Source organism: Rhodovulum marinum (assembly GCF_004343075.1).
GTDB classification, from domain to species: domain Bacteria; phylum Pseudomonadota; class Alphaproteobacteria; order Rhodobacterales; family Rhodobacteraceae; genus Rhodovulum; species Rhodovulum marinum.
The window spans coordinates 31,186-49,119 of sequence record NZ_SLXP01000004.1 but is presented as its reverse complement, the minus strand read 5'-3'; the positions used below and the strand labels follow the sequence as shown (position 1 = coordinate 49,119).

At 70.1% G+C, this 17,934-nt stretch carries 15 protein-coding genes; 7 read left to right on the top strand and 8 right to left on the bottom strand.

Features of this window, described 5'->3' with window-relative positions; genetic code table 11:
* Positions 1-580: 580 nt before the first annotated feature.
* Positions 581-1,096 (bottom strand): GNAT family N-acetyltransferase, encoded by a 516-nt coding sequence (locus tag EV662_RS08005; protein ID WP_132461642.1) that lies wholly within the window; start codon positions 1,094-1,096, stop codon positions 581-583.
* 75 nt (positions 1,097-1,171) lie between these two features.
* Here EV662_RS08005 and EV662_RS08000 point away from each other — a divergent pair, with 75 nt between their 5' ends.
* Together EV662_RS08000 and EV662_RS07995 are read left to right on the top strand one after the other, a co-directional pair.
* Positions 1,172-1,786 carry a flavin reductase family protein gene (locus EV662_RS08000; RefSeq protein WP_132461641.1) on the top strand — a complete coding sequence of 205 codons (615 nt, stop codon included), beginning with the start codon at positions 1,172-1,174 and terminating at the stop codon, positions 1,784-1,786.
* Between the two features lie 110 nt (positions 1,787-1,896).
* Positions 1,897-2,769, top strand: coding sequence for an S-methyl-5'-thioadenosine phosphorylase (locus EV662_RS07995; RefSeq protein ID WP_132461640.1), 873 nt, complete (start codon positions 1,897-1,899; stop codon positions 2,767-2,769).
* Here the strand turns inward: EV662_RS07995 and EV662_RS07990 are convergent.
* Both EV662_RS07990 and EV662_RS19500 read right to left on the bottom strand, forming a co-directional pair.
* On the bottom strand, positions 2,766-3,719 hold the full coding sequence (locus tag EV662_RS07990) for a calcium/sodium antiporter (RefSeq protein ID WP_132461639.1): 954 nt from the start codon (positions 3,717-3,719) through the stop codon (positions 2,766-2,768). The two genes, EV662_RS07995 and EV662_RS07990, sit on opposite strands and share 4 nt — an antisense overlap.
* A gap of 122 nt (positions 3,720-3,841) precedes the next feature.
* Entirely contained in the window at positions 3,842-4,018 is a 177-nt protein-coding gene (locus tag EV662_RS19500; protein WP_165915553.1) for a hypothetical protein, read from the bottom strand.
* 311 nt (positions 4,019-4,329) lie between these two features.
* Between EV662_RS19500 and EV662_RS07985 the strand changes: the two genes are divergently transcribed.
* A complete protein-coding gene (locus EV662_RS07985; protein ID WP_132461638.1) occupies positions 4,330-4,869 on the top strand; it encodes an adenine phosphoribosyltransferase in 540 nt (179 codons plus the stop codon).
* A 453-nt stretch (positions 4,870-5,322) separates the two neighbouring features.
* Here EV662_RS07985 and EV662_RS07980 read toward each other — a convergent pair whose 3' ends face one another.
* Both EV662_RS07980 and EV662_RS07975 read right to left on the bottom strand, forming a co-directional pair.
* Entirely contained in the window at positions 5,323-6,741 is a 1,419-nt protein-coding gene (locus tag EV662_RS07980; protein ID WP_132461637.1) for an FAD-binding oxidoreductase, read from the bottom strand.
* A gap of 49 nt (positions 6,742-6,790) precedes the next feature.
* Positions 6,791-7,621: an MBL fold metallo-hydrolase gene (locus EV662_RS07975; RefSeq protein WP_132461636.1), complete on the bottom strand. Its 831-nt coding sequence runs from the start codon at positions 7,619-7,621 to the stop codon at positions 6,791-6,793.
* 156 nt (positions 7,622-7,777) lie between these two features.
* On the opposite strand from EV662_RS07975, the gene EV662_RS07970 reads away from it, so the two are divergent.
* A complete protein-coding gene (locus EV662_RS07970) occupies positions 7,778-8,548 on the top strand; it encodes a fumarylacetoacetate hydrolase family protein (RefSeq protein WP_132461635.1) in 771 nt (256 codons plus the stop codon).
* Positions 8,549-8,569: 21 nt separating this feature from the next.
* On the opposite strand, the gene EV662_RS07965 is transcribed toward EV662_RS07970, so the two are convergent.
* Genes EV662_RS07965 through thrC form a run of 3 tightly spaced genes read right to left on the bottom strand, consistent with a single transcriptional unit; the run spans position 8,570 to position 11,810 of the window.
* On the bottom strand, positions 8,570-9,160 hold the full coding sequence (locus EV662_RS07965; RefSeq protein WP_132461634.1) for a GNAT family N-acetyltransferase: 591 nt from the start codon (positions 9,158-9,160) through the stop codon (positions 8,570-8,572).
* The gene (locus EV662_RS07960; RefSeq protein ID WP_132461633.1) at positions 9,160-10,422 is read right to left on the bottom strand and encodes a M16 family metallopeptidase; all 1,263 of its coding nucleotides are present in this window, start codon (positions 10,420-10,422) and stop codon (positions 9,160-9,162) included. The genes EV662_RS07965 and EV662_RS07960 overlap by 1 nt, the downstream gene beginning before the upstream one ends.
* Positions 10,419-11,810: a threonine synthase gene (gene thrC, locus EV662_RS07955; RefSeq protein WP_132461632.1), complete on the bottom strand. Its 1,392-nt coding sequence runs from the start codon at positions 11,808-11,810 to the stop codon at positions 10,419-10,421. Before thrC ends, EV662_RS07960 begins: the two co-directional genes overlap by 4 nt.
* Before the next feature lie 314 nt (positions 11,811-12,124).
* Here thrC and tldD point away from each other — a divergent pair, with 314 nt between their 5' ends.
* From tldD to topA, 3 genes are all read left to right on the top strand, one after another.
* On the top strand, positions 12,125-13,546 hold the full coding sequence (tldD, locus tag EV662_RS07950) for a metalloprotease TldD (RefSeq protein WP_132461631.1): 1,422 nt from the start codon (positions 12,125-12,127) through the stop codon (positions 13,544-13,546).
* 426 nt (positions 13,547-13,972) lie between these two features.
* A complete protein-coding gene (dprA, locus tag EV662_RS07945; RefSeq protein WP_243695805.1) occupies positions 13,973-15,160 on the top strand; it encodes a DNA-processing protein DprA in 1,188 nt (395 codons plus the stop codon).
* Between the two features lie 145 nt (positions 15,161-15,305).
* Positions 15,306-17,918, top strand: a complete 2,613-nt coding sequence (gene topA, locus EV662_RS07940) for a type I DNA topoisomerase (RefSeq protein ID WP_132461630.1) — start codon at positions 15,306-15,308, stop codon at positions 17,916-17,918.
* Positions 17,919-17,934 lie beyond the last annotated feature (16 nt).

Here is a 17,934-nt window from a genome sequence, read left to right as displayed (position 1 = left end):
GCCAGACCCAAACCGTCACACAACTGCCGGGGGCGTCAGCCCCCGGCCCCGGTCGCCGCGCACCAGCGCGGCGAAACCCAAGCCACCAAAGCGCCAGAACGGTACGGACCCACGCTCCAGCCATGCCCAACCGCCCCACCCGGCCGCGTCCCCGCAGGCCGGAATCCCCCAGACCACCCGCATGCGGTCCAAGGCAAAACTCCCCCACGATCCAACGCCGGGGGCGCAGCCCCCGGCGCCGGTCGCCGCGCGTAAGCGCGGCGAAACCCCTCTGCTTTCCCCTTGCCGATCGCCCGGACCCACGCGCCCCGCCCTCCAAAACCTGAAACGCGACAACCGTGCCCGCCAAGGCCCCCCGCCGATCGCACGACCACAGCCCCAAGGCGGCCCGACCGGTCGCCCTGGCCCGGCGCACCCCACCGATCCCGGAAACACCCCGCCCTCCAACGCCGGGGGCGCAGCCCCCGGCGCCGGTCGCCGCGCGCAAGCGCGGCGAAACCCGAACCTCGGACAAACCCGCCGGATCAGGCGCGGCGGCCCGGCCCGGCTGCCGCTCGTCCGTCCTCCCGCACCGCCAGGGTCAGACCGCCCGCCCCGTGCCGCCCTGGGGCGGCCCGGCCCGTGTCACCGCGCCGCTCACATCCTGCCAGGCGCCGGGCACCAGCGCGATCCCCAGCACGCGCTCGGGGTTGGTGGGCGGCGGCATCTCGACGCCCTCCAGCTTCTCGAACCCGAACCGGCCATAATAGGGCGCATCGCCCACCAGCATCACCCGGCCGAACCCCAGCACCCGCGCCCGCTCCAGCGACTCGCGGATCAGCATCGCCCCCAGCCCCTCGCCCTGCCGCGTCGGGTGCACCGCCACCGGCCCCAGCAAAAGCGCGGGCGCCCCGCCCACCAGCACCGGCCAATAGCGGATCGCGGCGGCCAGGATCCCGTCGCCGTCGCGCGCGGTCAGGCACAGCCCCGGCACCGGGTTTACCCCCTCGCGCAGCCGATAGGACGACAGCGCCGAGCGCCCCGGCGCAAAGCAGAGGTCGTAAAGCGCCTCCACCTCCCACCAATCCTCTGCCGTTTCCTCGGCCACCCGGAACAAGGCTGCCCTCCGTCCTGCTGGAAACGGCCCTAGCACGCGGCTATGACGGGGGCAAACGCACGAAAAAGGCGCGCCATGTTCTACCGCCCCGCCGACGGCCACCCGTTGCCGCACAACCCGTTCAACGCCATCGTCACGCCGCGCCCCATCGGCTGGATCTCCACCCGCGGCGCGGACGGGAGGGACAACCTCGCGCCCTACTCCTTCTTCAATGCCGTCGCCTACGACCCGCCGCAGGTGATGTTCGCCTCGACCGCGGCGAAACCCGACCGCGACGGCACCAAGGACAGCGTGGCGAACATCCGCGACACCGGCGTCTTTTGCGTGAACATCGTCGAATACGCCGCCCGCGACGCGATGAACGCCACCTCGGCCGCGCTGCCGCGCGAGGTGGACGAATTCGCCCATGCCGGCCTGCCCAAGGCGCCATGCGACACCATCGACTGCCCCCGCGTCGCCACCGCGCCCGCGAACCTGGAATGCCGCCTGACGCAGATCGTGCAGCTGCCCGGCGCAGCCAATTTCGTCGTCTTCGGCGAGGTCACCGGCATCCACCTGCGCGACGATTGCATCGTGGACGGGCGTTTCGACGTCACGCGCTTCCAGCCGCTGGCGCGGATGGGCTATCGCGATTACGCCGTGATCCGCGAGGTGTTCGCGTTGAATCGCCCCGGCGAACAGGGCGAATAGCCGGGCCGTTCCCGCCTGCGGCCAAGCTTCGGCTTTGCGCCCGGCGCGCGGCCCCCTAAAAGGGGCGCCGACTCGCACTATCAACGATCCGAACGAGAGGGGCGGACCACATGGAACGGATGATCGCGGTGATCGGCGGCTCGGGTGTCTACGACATCGACGGGCTGGAGGATGCGCGCTGGCAGGCGGTGGACAGCCCCTGGGGCACGCCGTCCGACGAGATCCTGACCGGCACGCTGGACGGGGTGAAGATGGCCTTCCTGCCGCGCCACGGCCGGGGCCACGTGCATTCGCCCTCGACCGTGCCCTATCGCGCCAATATCGACGCGCTGAAACGGCTGGGCGCGACCGACGTGGTGTCCGTGTCCGCCTGCGGATCGTTCCGCGAGGAAATGGCACCCGGCGATTTCGTGGTGGTCGAACAGTTCATCGACCGCACCTTCGCCCGCGAGAAAAGCTTTTTCGGCCAGGGCTGCGTCGCCCATGTCAGCGTGGCGCACCCGACCTGCGGGCGCCTGTCGGCCCATTGCCTTCAGGCCGCCCGCGACGAGGGCATCACCATCCACCAGGGCGGCACCTATCTCGCGATGGAAGGCCCGCAATTCTCGACGCTGGCGGAATCGAAGCTTTACCGGGAAAACTGGGGCTGCGACGTGATCGGCATGACCAACATGCCCGAGGCGAAACTCGCCCGCGAGGCCGAGCTTTGCTATGCCTCCATCGCCATGGTCACCGACTACGACTGCTGGCACCCCGACCACGACGCGGTCGAGGTGGCCGATATCGTCAAGACGCTGATGGGCAACGCCGAAAAGGCCCGCGCCATGGTCACCCGCCTGCCGGGCCTGCTGGGGGCGCACAAACCCTGTGACAAGGGCTGCGATACGGCGCTGGAATACGCGATGATCACCGCGCCGGAAAAACGCGACCCCGCGCTGGTCGCGAAACTCGACGCGGTCGCGGGGCGCGTGCTGAACCGCTAGACGACCCCTGCCAGCAACATCCCCAGGTAGACCCCATAGGCGAGGACGCAGACCGCGCCCTCGCCGCGGGTGATCCGCGCCCCGGTGCCCGCCACCACCAGAAGCGCCGCGGTCGCGGCCAGCATCACCCAGACGTCCAGCCGCAGGATCTCGGCCGGCACCGCCAGCGGCACGACCAGCGCGGTCGCCCCCAGGATGCCCAGCAGGTTGAAGATGTTGCTGCCGATCACGTTGCCGATGGCCACCCCGCTTTCGCCGCGCCGCGCCGCCATCACGGACGTGACCAGTTCCGGCATCGAGGTGCCCACCGCCACGATGGTCAGCCCGATCACCGCCTCGGACAGCCCCGCCGCCTGCGCCAGCCCCACCGCGCCCGCCACCAGCATCCGCGCCCCCGCCAGCGTCAGCCCCAGCCCCACCAGCATCAGCCCCGCCGCCACCACCGGCCGGTCGGGCGCCTCCAGCGTGGCGGCCTCGGCCTCGTGCAGGGCCGCCACCGGGCCGTCGCGGCGCCGGTCGGCGCGGATCGCCACCGTGATGTAACCGGCCAGCAGCGCCAGCCCCAGCGCCCCGGCCCAGCGCTCGACACTGCCCGTCAGCAAGGCCGCCACCGCGACCAGCGACACCACCGCAAGCACCGCGCCATCGCGCCGGAACGCCGCCGCCTCGACCGCCAGCGGGCGCACCAGCGCGGCCAGCCCCAGGATCAGCAGGATATTGGCGATGTTGCTGCCGACCACGTTGCCGATCGCGATCCCCGGCGCCCCGGCCAGCCCCGCCTGCAGGCTGGTCACCAGTTCCGGGGCCGAGGTGCCGAACCCCACGAAGGTCAGCCCGATCACCGCCGGCGACACGCCGATCAGCCGCGCCACCGCGACCGCCCCGCGCACCAGCATTTCGCCGCCCGCGATCAGCACCACCAGGCCGGCGCACAGCAGGACGATATCCATGTCGGGTTTTCCTCGGGGCCCGGGGCGCAGGACCGGCGGGGGCCGGGCCGGGCCGCCGCCCGATGCACCTGAGGATCGCACCGCCCGCTTTCAAGCCCCCCGCAACGGCCCGGCCCCGCCGCCTAGGATTTTCGCGCCGACGCCTTGGCGTGCTGCTTCATGAAACCGCGGATGAAGGCCCGGATTTCACGGGCCGCGCTGGTGTCCAGCTCCTTGCACAGGGCGACGAAATCATCTCGCTCGTCCTTGTCCAGGCGCAGGACCAGCTGGCTGTCCTTCTTGCCCGCCTTCTTGCCCATGCGCCCCCCGGCGTTGATTTTTGCCTATGCGATGTATATACATTACATATTAACCGCAGGACGCCATCCCGCGGCAAGAGCAAAAAAGAAGGGAACGGCAAAATGATGCTTCAATCGGCGCAGGCACTTCTGATGCGGGACCGGATGGACTGGCGCAAGCCGCATCTGAACTGGATTTCCGACCGCTATTACAGGTATTTCCGCACCTCCCGGGGCTGACCGGGGCGGCGGGGCACGCGGCATTCGGCGCCCTTGATCGCGGCGCGCGCATCGGCCAAACCGGGCGCGACAGACCGAAAGGGCCCCCCGACATGCAGCAAAGCACCTCCGTCAAGGATTACATCCGCACGATCGTCGACTTCCCCCACGAGGGGATCATGTTCCGCGACGTGACCACCCTGTTCGCGAACCCGCGCGGCTTCCGCATGGCCATCGACCAGCTGCTGCACCCCTATGCGGGGATGCAGATCGACAAGGTCGTCGGCCTCGAGGCGCGCGGCTTCATCCTGGGCGGCGCCATCGCGCACCAGCTGTCCAAGGGCTTCGTGCCGGTCCGCAAGAAGGGCAAGCTGCCGGCCGCCACCATCGCCGAGGAATACCAGCTGGAATACGGCTCCGCCGTGGTGGAAATCCACGACGACGCGCTGTCGGCGGGCGAAAAGGTGCTGATCGTCGACGACCTGCTGGCCACCGGCGGCACCGCCGAGGCCGGGATCAAGCTTTGCGAACGGCTCGGCGCCGAGGTGATCGGCTGCGCCTTCGTCGTCGACCTGCCCGATCTCGGCGGCCGCCGCCGGCTCGAGGCGCTGGGCATCGACGTCCACGCGCTCTGCGACTTCGCCGGCCACTGATCGCCACCGTCCGCCCGGCAGGGCCACGCTGGGAAAGGGCGGCAAAGGGGGCGGGGGCGTCAGCCCCCGCCCCCCCGGTCGCCCCGGCGCAGCCGGGGCGAAACACCCGCTCCCCAGACCCAGCCCAACGATCCGGCCCGGCCGCCCGTCACATCGCCCTCCCGCCCGGGGGCGTCAGCCCCCGGCCCCGGTCGCCCCGGCGCCAGCCGGGGCGAAACACCTGCAAAGCTCTCCCACCCCGACCCGTGCCGCCAACCGCCCGCGGCACCGCCGACCCGGTCGCCCGCCAATCGCCCTCGGCATCCAGCAGCCAGCCCCCTTTCGCGGGCCGTGCCCCCCGCCCCCCGCCAAGCTGCCGCCTCTCCCGCCCCTCACCCACCGCGCCAAACGCCAAGGGGCCGGGGGCGCCAGCCCCCGGCCCCGGTCGCCTTGGCGAAGCCAAGGCGAAACCCCTCAGCCCCGCGCGCGCAGGATCACGCCGGGGTTCAGGATCCCCGCCGGGTCCAGCGCGTCCTTGATCGCCCGCATCGCCGCCAGCTTGACGGGATCGCCATAACGCTCCAGGTCCTCGACCTTCAACCGCCCCACCCCGTGCTCGGCGCTGACCGACCCGCCCAGCGCGTGCACCAGGTCATGCACGCAGGCCTTGATCGCCGCGCGCTTGTCCTCGTGATCGGCGCGGGTCTCGCCCGGCACCGGGAACACGTTGTAATGAAGGTTGCCGTCGCCCACATGGCCGAAGCAGTTGACCCGGAAATCCCCGATCCGCGCCAGCGCCGGCCCGGCCTGCGCGATGAAGTCCGGGATCGCCGACAGTGGCACCGAGATGTCGTGCGACGAGATCGCCCCGATCCGCCGGTTCGCCAGCGGCAGGCTTTCGCGCACCGCCCAGAACCCGGCCCGCTGCCCCTCCGATTGCGCGATCAGCCCGTCCGACACCAGCCCGGCCGCCTCGGCCTCGGCGAACAGACCCACCAGCGCCTCGTCCGGCGACAGCCCCGCGCCCAGCCCAAGGTCGATCAGCACCGTCCACTCGGGCGCACGGGCCCAGGGCAGGCGGATCTCGGGCATGGTCTCGGCCAGGAAATCGAACCCCTGCCGGTGCATCAGTTCAAAGGCCGACACCCCCTCGCCGATCCGCCCCTGCGCCAGCGCCAGCAGGTCCAGCGCCGCCTGCGGATCGCGCACCGCCATCAGGGCCGCCCCCGTCGCCGCCGGCACCGGCGCCAGCCGCAGCGCGGCCGCCGTGATGATCCCCAGCGTGCCCTCCGCCCCGATCAGCAGGTGGCGCAGGTCATAGCCGGTATTGTCCTTCCTCAGCCGCTTCAGCCCGTGCAGGATCGACCCGTCCGGCAGCACCGCCTCGACGCCCAGGCACAGATCGCGCGCATTGCCATAGCGCAGCACGTTCACGCCGCCCGCATTCGTGGCCAACAGCCCGCCGATCCGCGCCGACCCTTCGGACGCCAGCGACAGCGGGAACAGCCGCCCCTCGGCCTCGGCCGCCGCCTGCACCTCGGCCAGGATCGCGCCCGCCTCGGCGATCAGCACGTTTTCCGCGGGGTATACCGCGCGCACCGCCCGCATCCGCTCCAGCGTGACGATCACCGGCGCGGGGCCGTCCGCCATGATCTGCCCGCCCACCAGCCCGGTGCCCCCGCCATAGGGCACCACCCCCACCCGCGCCGCCGCACAGGCGCGCAGGATCTCGGCCACCTCCTCCACCGTTCCCGGCGCCAGCAACAACCCGCCCTGCCCGCGATAGCGTCCGCGAGGTTCCTCCAGGTAGGCGGGGGTCATCTCGCGGAACGTGGCCTCGGGCAGGCGGGCGCGCAGATCGGCGGCAAAGGCGTCGGTCACGGGGGTCAGCATGGGCGCTCCTTTTCCCCCGGTGATGCACGCCCCCCCGCCCGGGCGCAAGTCACTCCGCCGCGCCCAGGCGCCTCGGCTCCAGCACGATCACCGTAGGCCGGTCGGGCAGCGTGCGCAGCGACACCTCCAGGTGGCTGATGCCGTCGCGCCGCACCGCGAATTCCTCGGAAATGCCGGCCAGGAACCGGTTTAGCGCATACTCCCCGAACCAGTGCATCGGGATCACCACCGAACTTTTCAGCCGCGTCAGCACCCGGATCATCGTCGGCAAATCCAGCGTCAAACCGCCATCGACGGGCGCCATCACCACGTCCAGCCGCCCGAGCGAGGCATATTGCATCTCGTCCGGCTCGTGATGCAGGTGGCCCAGGTGCCCGATGCACAGGCCCCCCACCTCGAACACGAAGATCGAATTGCCGTTCTCGCGCACCACCGCCCGGTCATGGCCGCGCAGATCGGTCGGCACGTTGCGGACCAGCATCTCGCCCAGATCCAGGTAATGGTCGGCCGCAACGCCGTCCCGGTCGGCCCAGCCCCGCAACACGTGCGGGATGGCCGGGTCGGGATAGGCGGTAAAATGGGTCGAATGGGCGTTGTTCATCGTCACCACGTCGGGCACGACTTCGGCGGTGCCCAGGAACCCCGTGTAATCGGTCGCCACGTTCAGGCCCCCCGCCGTCTCGATCACGAAGGTCGCGTGATCGACGTAATTGATCCGCACCGTATAGGCGTCGGGCAGCGGTGCGCCGAACGCGGCAAGGTGGACGAATTCCATCGCCGGGTCGGCCTCGGCGATGGCGATGCAATGGCTGGGGCGGCGGTCCTGCGCGGCGGCGGGCAGGGCGAACAGGACCAGGCACAGGGCGATCAGGCGGGTCATGGCGGGCACCTCCTGCGCCAAAGGATAGCGCGCCCGCCCCGCCTGTCACGCGCCCCACCCCCGACCTTTTTCCCCCGTGACGACACGGCGCCAAGACCGTAGAACCCGACGCGCACCCGGCCCGCCGGGTCTTGGACAACAGGGAGGACGACGAGAATGGCACACTGGGCACGGATCCGAACCGCCGACGGCCAGATACTGACCGGCGTGATCGAGGGCGACGCGCTGCACCCGCGCGCGGCGCTGGGCAGCGACGAGGCCGCCGGCGCGCCCGTCCCGATGGCGGGCGCCACGCTTCTGGCGCCGTGCGAGCCGCGCAATTTCATCTGCCTGTGGAACAATTTCCACGCCGCCGCCGAACAGAACGGCTGGACGCCGCCCGACCACCCGCTGTTCTTCCTCAAACCCGCCAGTTCGGTCGCAGGCCCCGGCGCCACCGTCACCCTGCCCGCCGCCGCGGGCCGCGTCATCTTCGAGGGCGAGCTGGGCATCGTCATCGGCCAGACCTGCAAGGACGCCACCCCGGACCAGGCCGCCGAGGCGATCCTGGGCTATACCTGCGTGAACGACCTGACCTCGCTCGACATCCTGAACGCCGATCCGTCCTTCAAGCAGTGGACGCGGTCCAAGGGCTATGACGGGTTCGGCGTGATGGGGCCGGTGATCGCCACGGGGCTCGACTGGCGCGACCTGACGATCCGCGTGCTGGTCGGCGGGCGCGAACGGCAATCCTACCCGGCGTCCGACATGATCCATTCGCCCGCGGAAATCGTGTCCAAGATTTCGGGGGACATGACCCTGATGCCCGGCGACATCATCGCCTGCGGCACCTCGGTCGGCGCACGGCCCGTCAAGGCGGGTCAGGTGGTCGAGGTGGTGATCGAGGGCATCGGCGGGGTGGAAATCACGCTGGCCGCCGAGGAGTGACCCCCGGGCCGGGCGGGCCGCTCAGGCCAGCCCGGTCTCGCTGCGCCCGCGCCGGTCGCCGCGCAGGTTGGCGTAAAGGACGTGGTTGCGCCACCGCCCGTTGATCTGCAGATAGGATTGCGCCACGCCCTCGTACTTGAACCCGGATTTCTCCAGCACCCCGCGCGAGGCGGCGTTCTCGGGCAGGCAGGCGGCCTCGATCCGGGACAGGTCGCGCCGGACAAAGGCATACTGCACCACCGCCTCGATCGCCTCGCGCATGTAGCCCTGTCGCGCGAAGGGTTCCCCGATCCAATAGCCCAGCGTGCCCGATTGCGACGGCCCGCGCCGGATATTGTCCAGCGTGATCGCCCCCAGCAGCACGTCATCGGCCCGGCGGAACAGGAACAGCGGGATCGCCGTGCCCGAGCCCAGCGCGCGCTGCGCCCAGTAGACCCGGTTGGTGAACGCCTTGCGCGACAAGTGGTCGGGCGCCCAGGTCGGCTCCCACGGGGTCAGGAAATCGGCGGACTGGGCGCGCAGCGCGCACCATGGGCGGCAATCGGCATGGGCGGGCGGGCGCAGGATCATCCGCTCGGTCTCGATGCGGACCTTGCGCCTCAGGCCCAGCATCAGGCCGCCAGCCTGCCCTGCAGCGCATCCAGCGCCGGCGCCTTGGCCACGGGTCCGTACAGCGCCAGCGCCGCGCGCCCCGCCCCGGCCATCCGGCCCGCGAAATCGCGCACGTCGCCCGTGGTGACCGCGTCGATATGGGCCACCGTTTCCTCGATCTCGGGCACCCGGTCCCAGATCGCCACCAGGCGGGCCAGCCGCTCGGCCCGGTTCGACGGGCTTTCCAGCCCCATCAACAGCCCCGCCTTCATCTGCGCGCGCGCCCGCGCCACCTCGGCGGGCGTCATGTCCTGCGCCGACCGGGCGATCTCGGCCATGGTCAGTTCGGCCAGCTCGCCGATCTGCGCGCCGCTGGTCCCGGCATAAAGCGTGATCGTCCCGGTATCGGCATAGGCCCCGGCCTGGGCAAAGACCGTGTAGCACAGCCCCCGCGTTTCCCGCAGTTCCTGGAACAGCCGCGACGACATCCCCCCGCCCAGCGCGGTGGCGAAGATCTGCGCGGTGTAGATCGCCGGGTCGCGATAGCCCGGGCATTCGAAGGCCATCGCCATATGCGCCTGTTCCAGCGTCTTGACCTCGCGCCGCTCGCCCCCGGTGAACCGCGCCGGTTCATGCGCCTCGCGCGGGCCGGGCACCAGGTGGCCGAACAGCCCCTCGGCCAGCCGCACGATCTCGGCGTGATCGACCGCACCGGCCGCCGACAGGATCATCCGGTCGGGCGAATAGTTCCGCCCGACAAAGGAAAACAGGTCGTCCCGCCCGAACCCCCTGACCCGTTCCGCCGGGCCCAGCAGCGACCGCCCGATGGCCTGGTCGGGATAGGACACCTCTTGCAGCCAGTCGAAGATCACGTCGTCGGGCGTGTCCAGCGCCTGCCCGATCTCCTGCAGGATCACGCCGCGCTCGACCTCGATCTCGTCGGCCTCGAACTTGGGGTTCAGCAGGATATCGGCCAGCACGTCCAGCGCCAGCGGCACGTCGGCCTCCAGCACGCGGGCGTAATAGGCGGTCATCTCGCGGCCCGTATAGGCGTTGATATAGCCGCCCACATCCTCGATCGCCTCGGCGATCTGCAGGGTCGTGCGCTTGTCGGTGCCCTTGAACGCCATGTGTTCCAGGAAATGCGCGATGCCGTTCTGTTCGGCGCGCTCGTCCCGGCCACCGGCCTGCACCCAGATGCCGATGGACGCCGATTGCAGCCCCGGCATGTGTTCGGTCACGACCCGGAACCCGTTGGACAGCCTGTGAAGCTCTACGCTCAACCCGCGCGCCTTTCCTCGATAAGGGCCTCGATCGCGCCCAGGTCGTTGTCCACCACCGTCACGCGTTCGGGGCGCTCATACAGGTCCGCCATCCGGTTGGGAAGGGGCGGGCGCTGGCCGGTCGCGGCCTCGACCGCGTCGGGGAATTTCGCCGGGTGCGCGGTGGCCAGCGTGATCATCGGCGTGGCGCCGCCCGGCTGGTCCTCGGCGACCTTCACGCCGACCGCCGAATGCGGGCACAGGATTTCCCCGGTCGCGGCATGGGTCGCGCGGATCGTGGCCGCCGTTTCCTCTTCCGACGCGCGCCCCGAGGCGAACACCTCGCGCAGGGCCTGCAACGCGCCCTGGCTGATGGTGAACCCGCCCCTGGACTTCAGCTCTTCCATCTGGTGCGCCACCGCCGCCCCGTCGCGGCCATAGGCCTCGAACAGGGCGCGTTCGAAATTCGACGACACCTGGATATCCATCGACGGGCTGATCGAGGGCGTCACCCCGTGGGTTTCATAGGCCCCGCCCGTCAGCGCCCGGTGCAGGATGTCGTTCTGGTTCGTCGCGATCACCAGCCGTTCGATGGGCAGGCCCATCCGCCGCGCGATATAGCCCGCGAAGATGTCGCCGAAATTGCCCGTGGGCACGGTGAAACTGACCGCGCGGTGCGGCGCGCCCAGGCTGACCGCCGAGGTGAAGTAATACACCACCTGCGCCAGCACCCGCGCCCAGTTGATCGAATTCACACCCGCCAGCCCCACCCGGTCGCGGAATTCGAAATGGTTGAACATGTCCTTCACGGCGGCCTGGCAATCGTCGAAATCGCCCTTCAGCGCGAGGGCATGCACGTTCGCCTCGCCGGGCGTGGTCATCTGGCGGCGCTGCACCTCGGACACGCGCCCCTCGGGGAACAGGATGAACACGTCCACGTTGTCCAGCCCCCGGAACGCCTCGATCGCCGCCGACCCGGTATCGCCACTGGTCGCCCCCACGATCGTCACCCGCTGACCCGACCGCTCCAGCGCCGCCTGGAACAGCTGCCCGATCAGCTGCATGGCGAAATCCTTGAACGCCAGCGTGGGCCCGTGGAACAGCTCCAGCAGGAAATGGTTCGCCCCCAGCTGCACCAGCGGCGCCCGCGCCGCATGGCCGAACCCCGCATAGGCGCGCGCGATGATCGCCTGGAACTCCGCGTCGGTGAAGGCGTCCCCGATATAGGGCCGCATCACCCGGAACGCCGTTTCCTCATAGGACAGCCCCGCCAGCCCCGCGATATCCGCCGGTTCCATCGCCGGCACGGTTTCAGGCACGTACAGCCCGCCGTCGCGGGCCAGCCCCGTCAGCATCGCCTCTTCGAATGTCAGGACCGGGGCCTGCCCCCGCGTGGACACGTATCGCATCTGCCCGCCTTCTGATTGCCTGCCGCCTGATACGCCAGCGGCGCGGCGGTGTCACCCGGGTAGAATGCGCTGAGGGGAAGGGAATGTCCGGGCCGCAGGAGCGTGCGGCACCGGACGAGATCTGGGGAAGTTCGGCAGTCGAACCCGAACTGGCGCATTCGCGCCTCCCCCGGTTCCCTTGAACTGGCGTTGACCGCCATTCTGTCGATACGAACGGAGACAGTTGTATCGCCCCGCCAAGGAAACATATTGAGAGGCAGGACACAAGCGAAAGCTGCGACATTCTGCCGCCTTTCTTCATGTCGAGGATACCGATGACCCAGGCCCCCTTCCGCCCCTTCGAAACGCTGATCGACCGCGACCGCGCGCTGTCGCTGTTGCAGCAGGCGACGGCGGGGGCCGACGATGGCGAATTGTTCCTCGAACGCCGCCGCTCCGAGGTGCTCAGCTTCGACGACGGGCGCGTGCGCACCGCCAGCTATGACGCCTCCGAAGGGTTCGGGCTGCGCGCCGTGCGGGGCGAGGCTGCCGGTTATGCCCATTCCACCGAGATTTCCGAGGCCGCAGTGAAACGCGCCGCCGAAACCGCGCGGTTGGCCGTCACCGATGGCGGCGGCACCCTGGCCGACCCGCCCCAGGCCACCAACCGCCGCCTCTATACCGATGCCGACCCGATGGCCGAGGCGACCTTCGGCGTGAAGCTCGACACCCTGCGCGAGATAGACGCCTTTGCCCGCGCGCTCGACCCGCGCGTGGTGCAGGTCACCGCCACCCTCGCCGCGTCCCTGCAAGAGGTGTTCATCCTGCGCCCCGACGGGATGCTGTTGTCCGACACGCGGCCCATGGCCCGGCTGAACGTGGGCGTGATCGTCGAACAGGACGGCCGCCGCGAATCGGGCAGCCATGGCGGCGGCGGGCGGCGCGGCCTTGCGGGCCTGCTCGACCGCGCCGACTGGGAGGCCTCGACGCGCGAGGCGCTGCGCGTGGCCCTGGTCAACCTGCGCGCCGAACCCGCGCCCGCGGGCGTGATGGACGTGGTCCTTGGCCCCGGCTGGCCGGGGGTTCTGTTGCACGAGGCCGTGGGCCACGGGCTGGAGGGCGATTTCAACCGCAAGGGGAGTTCCGCCTTCGCAGGCCTCATGGGCCAGCGCGTCGCCTCGCCCGGGGTCACCGTGCTGGATGACGGCACCCTCCCCGACCGTCGCGGGTCGATCAGTTTCGACGACGAGGGCACGCCCAGCGGCAAGACCACCCTGATCGAGGACGGCATCCTCGTGGGCTTCATGCAGGACCGCCAGAACGCCCGCCTGATGGGCGTGGCCCCCACCGGCAACGGCCGGCGCGAAAGCTTCGCCCACCCGCCCATGCCGCGGATGACCAACACCTACATGCTGTCGGGCGAGGCCGACCCCGCCGATATCCTGGCCGACCTCAAGGACGGCATCTATGCCGTTGGATTCGGCGGCGGACAGGTCGACATCACCAACGGCAAGTTCGTCTTCAGCTGCACCGAGGCCTACCGCGTGAAGGACGGCAAGGTCGGCGCCCCGGTCAAGGGCGCCACCCTGATCGGCGACGGGCCGACCGCGCTGCAGAAGATCCGCGCCATCGGCAACGACATGGCGCTGGACCCCGGCATCGGCAATTGCGGCAAGCAGGGGCAATGGGTGCCCGTCGGCGTGGGCCAGCCCACGCTGATGATCGGGGGGCTGACCGTGGGGGGCGCGGCGGCCTGAGCCGCACCTTGAAAACCGGCGAATTTTCGCCGAATTTTATCGAACGGTCAGGAAAAAACTCTCCTTTAAGGCGAAATTCTTGAATCCGTTCACCTTGTATTAACCTTTTGCGCCGAATTCTGGTGTCACGGATGAGGCGGAGTTGCGAAAACGTGGAGAATTTTTCTTCCTACCACCCCCTCGCACCACCCACCCGGGAAGACTCCCTGGAAACGTAACCTCGTCTCATCCGGTCGCGCCCCCTCGGGCGCGACACGACTTTTCAGCCCCCCTTTCCCCGCATCCCCGCCCCCGCCGCGCCCCATGCCGGCGCGGCGCGATGGCCACAGCCCCCGGGCCCGGCCCGGCCGGTCGCCAGCGCCATTCACCTTCTGTTAACCTTCGACGCGGCACTGTCCCTCGGTCATCGAGCGGAGACCCAGACCCGTGCCCAGCGCCCTTGCCGATTCCCCGACCGCCGCCACCCTGCCCCAGGCCGAGCTCGTGGCCCGGCTGCGGCTGGTCCGGTCGCGGCGCGTGGGGGCGACCACCTATCACCGGCTGATCGCCGAACATGGCAGCGCCCGCGCCGCGCTGGACGCCCTGCCCGACATCGCGCGCGCGGCCGGCGTCGAGGGCTACGACCCCTGCCCCGAGGGCGTCGTGCACGCCGAACTCGCCAAGGGCCGGGCGCTGGGCGCGGTGCCGCTGGTCCATGGCGCGCCGGGCTACCCGGACGCGCTGGCCGACCTGCCCGACGCGCCGCCGGTCCTGTGGGCGGTCGGGCGCACCGACCTTCTGGCCCGCCCGATGGTCGCCCTGGTCGGCGCGCGCAACGCCTCGTCGCTGGGCACGCGCATGGCGCGCCGCATGGCCGAGGGCCTGGCCGAGGCGGGCCATGTCGTCGTTTCGGGGCTGGCCCGCGGCATCGACCGCGCCGCCCACCTGGCCGCGCTGGACGGCGGCACCATCGCGGTGCTCGCGGGCGGCGTCGACGTGGTCTATCCCGCGGAGAACGAGGCGCTGTTCGCCGATATCGGCGAGCGTGGCCTGCGCCTGTCCGAACATCCCGCCGGGCTGCACCCCCAGGCCCGCCACTTTCCCCAGCGCAACCGCATCATCTCGGGGCTCGCCCGCGCCGTCGTGGTGGTCGAGGCCGCCGCGCGTTCGGGCAGCCTGATCACCGCGCGCACCGCGCTCGACCAGGGGCGCGAGGTGCTGGCGGTGCCCGGCCACCCGTTCGACGCCCGCGCCGCGGGCTGCAACATGCTGATCCGCGACGGCGCGACGCTGGTGCGCAATCCCGCCGACGTGATCGAGGCGCTGGCCCAGCAGCCCGCCCAGCCCCCCGCGATGCGCGACCTGTTCGACACCCCCGCCCCGGCCCCGCGCCCCCGTCCCCGCATCACCGAGGTGCCGGAAACCCCCGCCCATGCCCGCCGCACCACGCCCGCCGACCCGGCCCGCCTGCACAGCGCGATCCTCGACCGGCTCGGCCCCTCGCCGCTGGCCGAGGATCAGCTGATCCGCGATCTCGACCTGCCCGCGGGCCAGGTCGCGCCGGAACTGGTCACCCTCGAACTGGAAGGCCGCATTTCGCGCGCGCCGGGCGGGCTGATCTCGCGCCGCGACTGACCGGCGCCCGCGCCGTCGCGCCCGGCGGCTTGCCGCAGGGGCAGGCGGGGTCACGGGGTTCGCATTGACATTCCCCCCCCGCCCCCCACATTTTCCGCCGCCAAGGGTGCCCGCCCCCCGCGGAACCCGAGTCGAAAGGAATTCCATGCCCGTCGTCGTTGTCGAGTCCCCGGCCAAGGCCAAGACAATCAACAAGTATCTGGGCTCCGACTACACGGTTCTGGCCTCTTACGGGCATGTCCGCGACCTGCCGCCCAAGGACGGGTCGGTCGATCCCGACCATGATTTCGAGATGAAATGGGAGATCGCGAGCGACAGCCGCAAACATGTCAAGGCGATCGCCGACGCCCTGAAAGAGGACAACGCGCTGATCCTCGCCACCGACCCCGACCGCGAGGGCGAGGCGATTTCCTGGCACCTGGAAGAGGCGCTGCGCAGCCGCAAGGCGATCAAGAAGGACACCGCCGTCAGCCGCGTGGTGTTCAACGCGATCACCAAGTCCGCCGTGACCGAGGCAATGAAGAACCCCCGCCAGGTCGACGAACCGCTGGTGCATGCCTATCTCGCGCGGCGCGCGCTGGATTACCTGGTGGGCTTCAACCTGTCGCCGGTGCTGTGGCGGAAACTGCCCGGTGCGAAATCGGCCGGCCGCGTGCAATCCGTGTGCCTGCGCCTGATCGTCGAACGCGAGATGGAGATCGAGGCCTTCCGCGCCCGCGAATACTGGTCGGTCAAGGCCATCTTCGCCACCCCCCGCGGCCAGACCTACGAGGCCCGGCTGACCGTTCTGGGCGGCAAGAAGCTGGACAAGTTCGACATCGCCACCGACACCGCCGCCGAACTGGCCGTGCAGGCGATCACCAGCCGCACCTTCACCGTCGAGGCGGTCGAGGCCAAGCCCGCCAGCCGCAACCCCGCCCCGCCCTTCATGACCTCGACGCTCCAGCAAGAGGCCAGCCGCAAGTTCGGCTTCGGCGCGCGCCAGACCATGCAGGCGGCGCAACGGCTCTACGAGGCGGGGCATATCACCTACATGCGGACCGACGGCATCGACATGGCCCCCGAGGCGGTGATGGCCGCCCGCGACGCGATCAAGGACCGCTACGGCGCCGATTACGTCCCGAAATCGCCGCGGATGTACAAGAACAAGGCCAAGAACGCCCAAGAGGCGCATGAATGCATCCGCCCCACCGACATGACCCGCGACGCGGCCAGCCTGCGGGTGACGGATGCCGACCAGAAGAAACTGTATGACTTGATCTGGAAACGCACCCTGGCCAGCCAGATGGAGGCCGCGCGCCTGGAACGCACCACGGTCGACGTGACCAGCGGCGACAAACAGGTCAGCCTGCGCGCCACCGGCCAGGTCGTGTTGTTCGACGGCTTCCTCAAGGTCTACGAAGAGGGGCGCGACGATGTCGTGGTCGACGACGACGACAAGCGCCTGCCCCAGATCGCCCAGGGCGAGCCCGCCAAACGCGAAAGCGTCACCCCCGAACAGCATTTCACCCAGCCGCCCCCCCGCTATACCGAGGCCACGCTGGTCAAGCGGATGGAGGAACTCGGCATCGGCCGGCCCTCCACCTATGCCTCCATCGTCACCACGATCCAGGACCGCGGCTATGTCACCAAGGACAAGAACCGCCTGATCCCCGAGGACAAGGGCCGGCTGGTGACCGCCTTCCTGTCCAACTACTTCCAGAAATACGTGGGCTATGAATTCACCGCGAACCTGGAGGACGAACTTGACGACGTGTCCGCCGGCAGCCGCGACTATCACGACGTGCTGGCGCGCTTCTGGCGCGATTTCTCTGCGGCCCTCGCCGAAACCGCCGACCTGCGCATCTCCGAGGTGCTGGAGAAGATCGACGAGGTTCTGGCCCCCCACCTGTACCCGCCCCGCGCGGACGGCACCGATCCCCGCGTCTGCCCGAAATGCGGGCTGGGCCGGCTGAACCTGAAAACCGCGCGCTCGGGGGGCGCCTTCATCGGCTGCACCAACTATCCCGAATGCCGCTATACCCGCCCGCTCTCGGCCCCCAATGGCGACGACCCGGCCGCCGAACTGGACGGCAAGGTGCTGGGCCATGACGAGGGCGAGGAAATCACCCTGCGCAACGGCCGCTTCGGGCCCTACGTGCAAAAGGGCGAACCGACCGAGGAGCAGCCGAAACCGCCCCGCGCCAGCCTGCCCAAGGGCTGGGCGCCCGAGACGATCGACCTGGAAAAGGCGCTGATGCTGCTGTCGCTTCCGCGCGAGATCGGCCCGCATCCCGAGGATGGCGAACTGGTCGAGGCGGGCATCGGCCGCTATGGCCCCTACGTCAAGCACGGCCGCGTCTATGCCAACCTGCCCGACGTGGAAGAGGTGTTCACCGTCGGCATGAACCGCGCGGTCGAAGTGCTGGCCCAGAAAAAGACCCGCGGCCGGGGGGCGTCCACCGCCAAACCCCTGCGCGAACTGGGCGAACACCCGGAAAAGGGCGGCGCCGTCAACGTGATGGAGGGCCGCTATGGCCCCTATGTCAAATGGGAAAAGGTCAACGCCACCCTGCCCAAGGGGACCGAGCCCGACGATGTCACGATGGAACTGGCCGTCCAGCTGATCGACGAGAAGGCGGCCAAGAAGGGCACCCGCAAGACCGCGGCCAAGAAACCCGCCGCAAAGAAGCCCGCCGCGAAGAAACCCGCGGCAAAGAAAACCGCCGCCAAGAAGACCACGGCCAAGAAACCCGCCGCCAAGAAGGCCGCCGAATAGCCCGGCCGACCGCCGC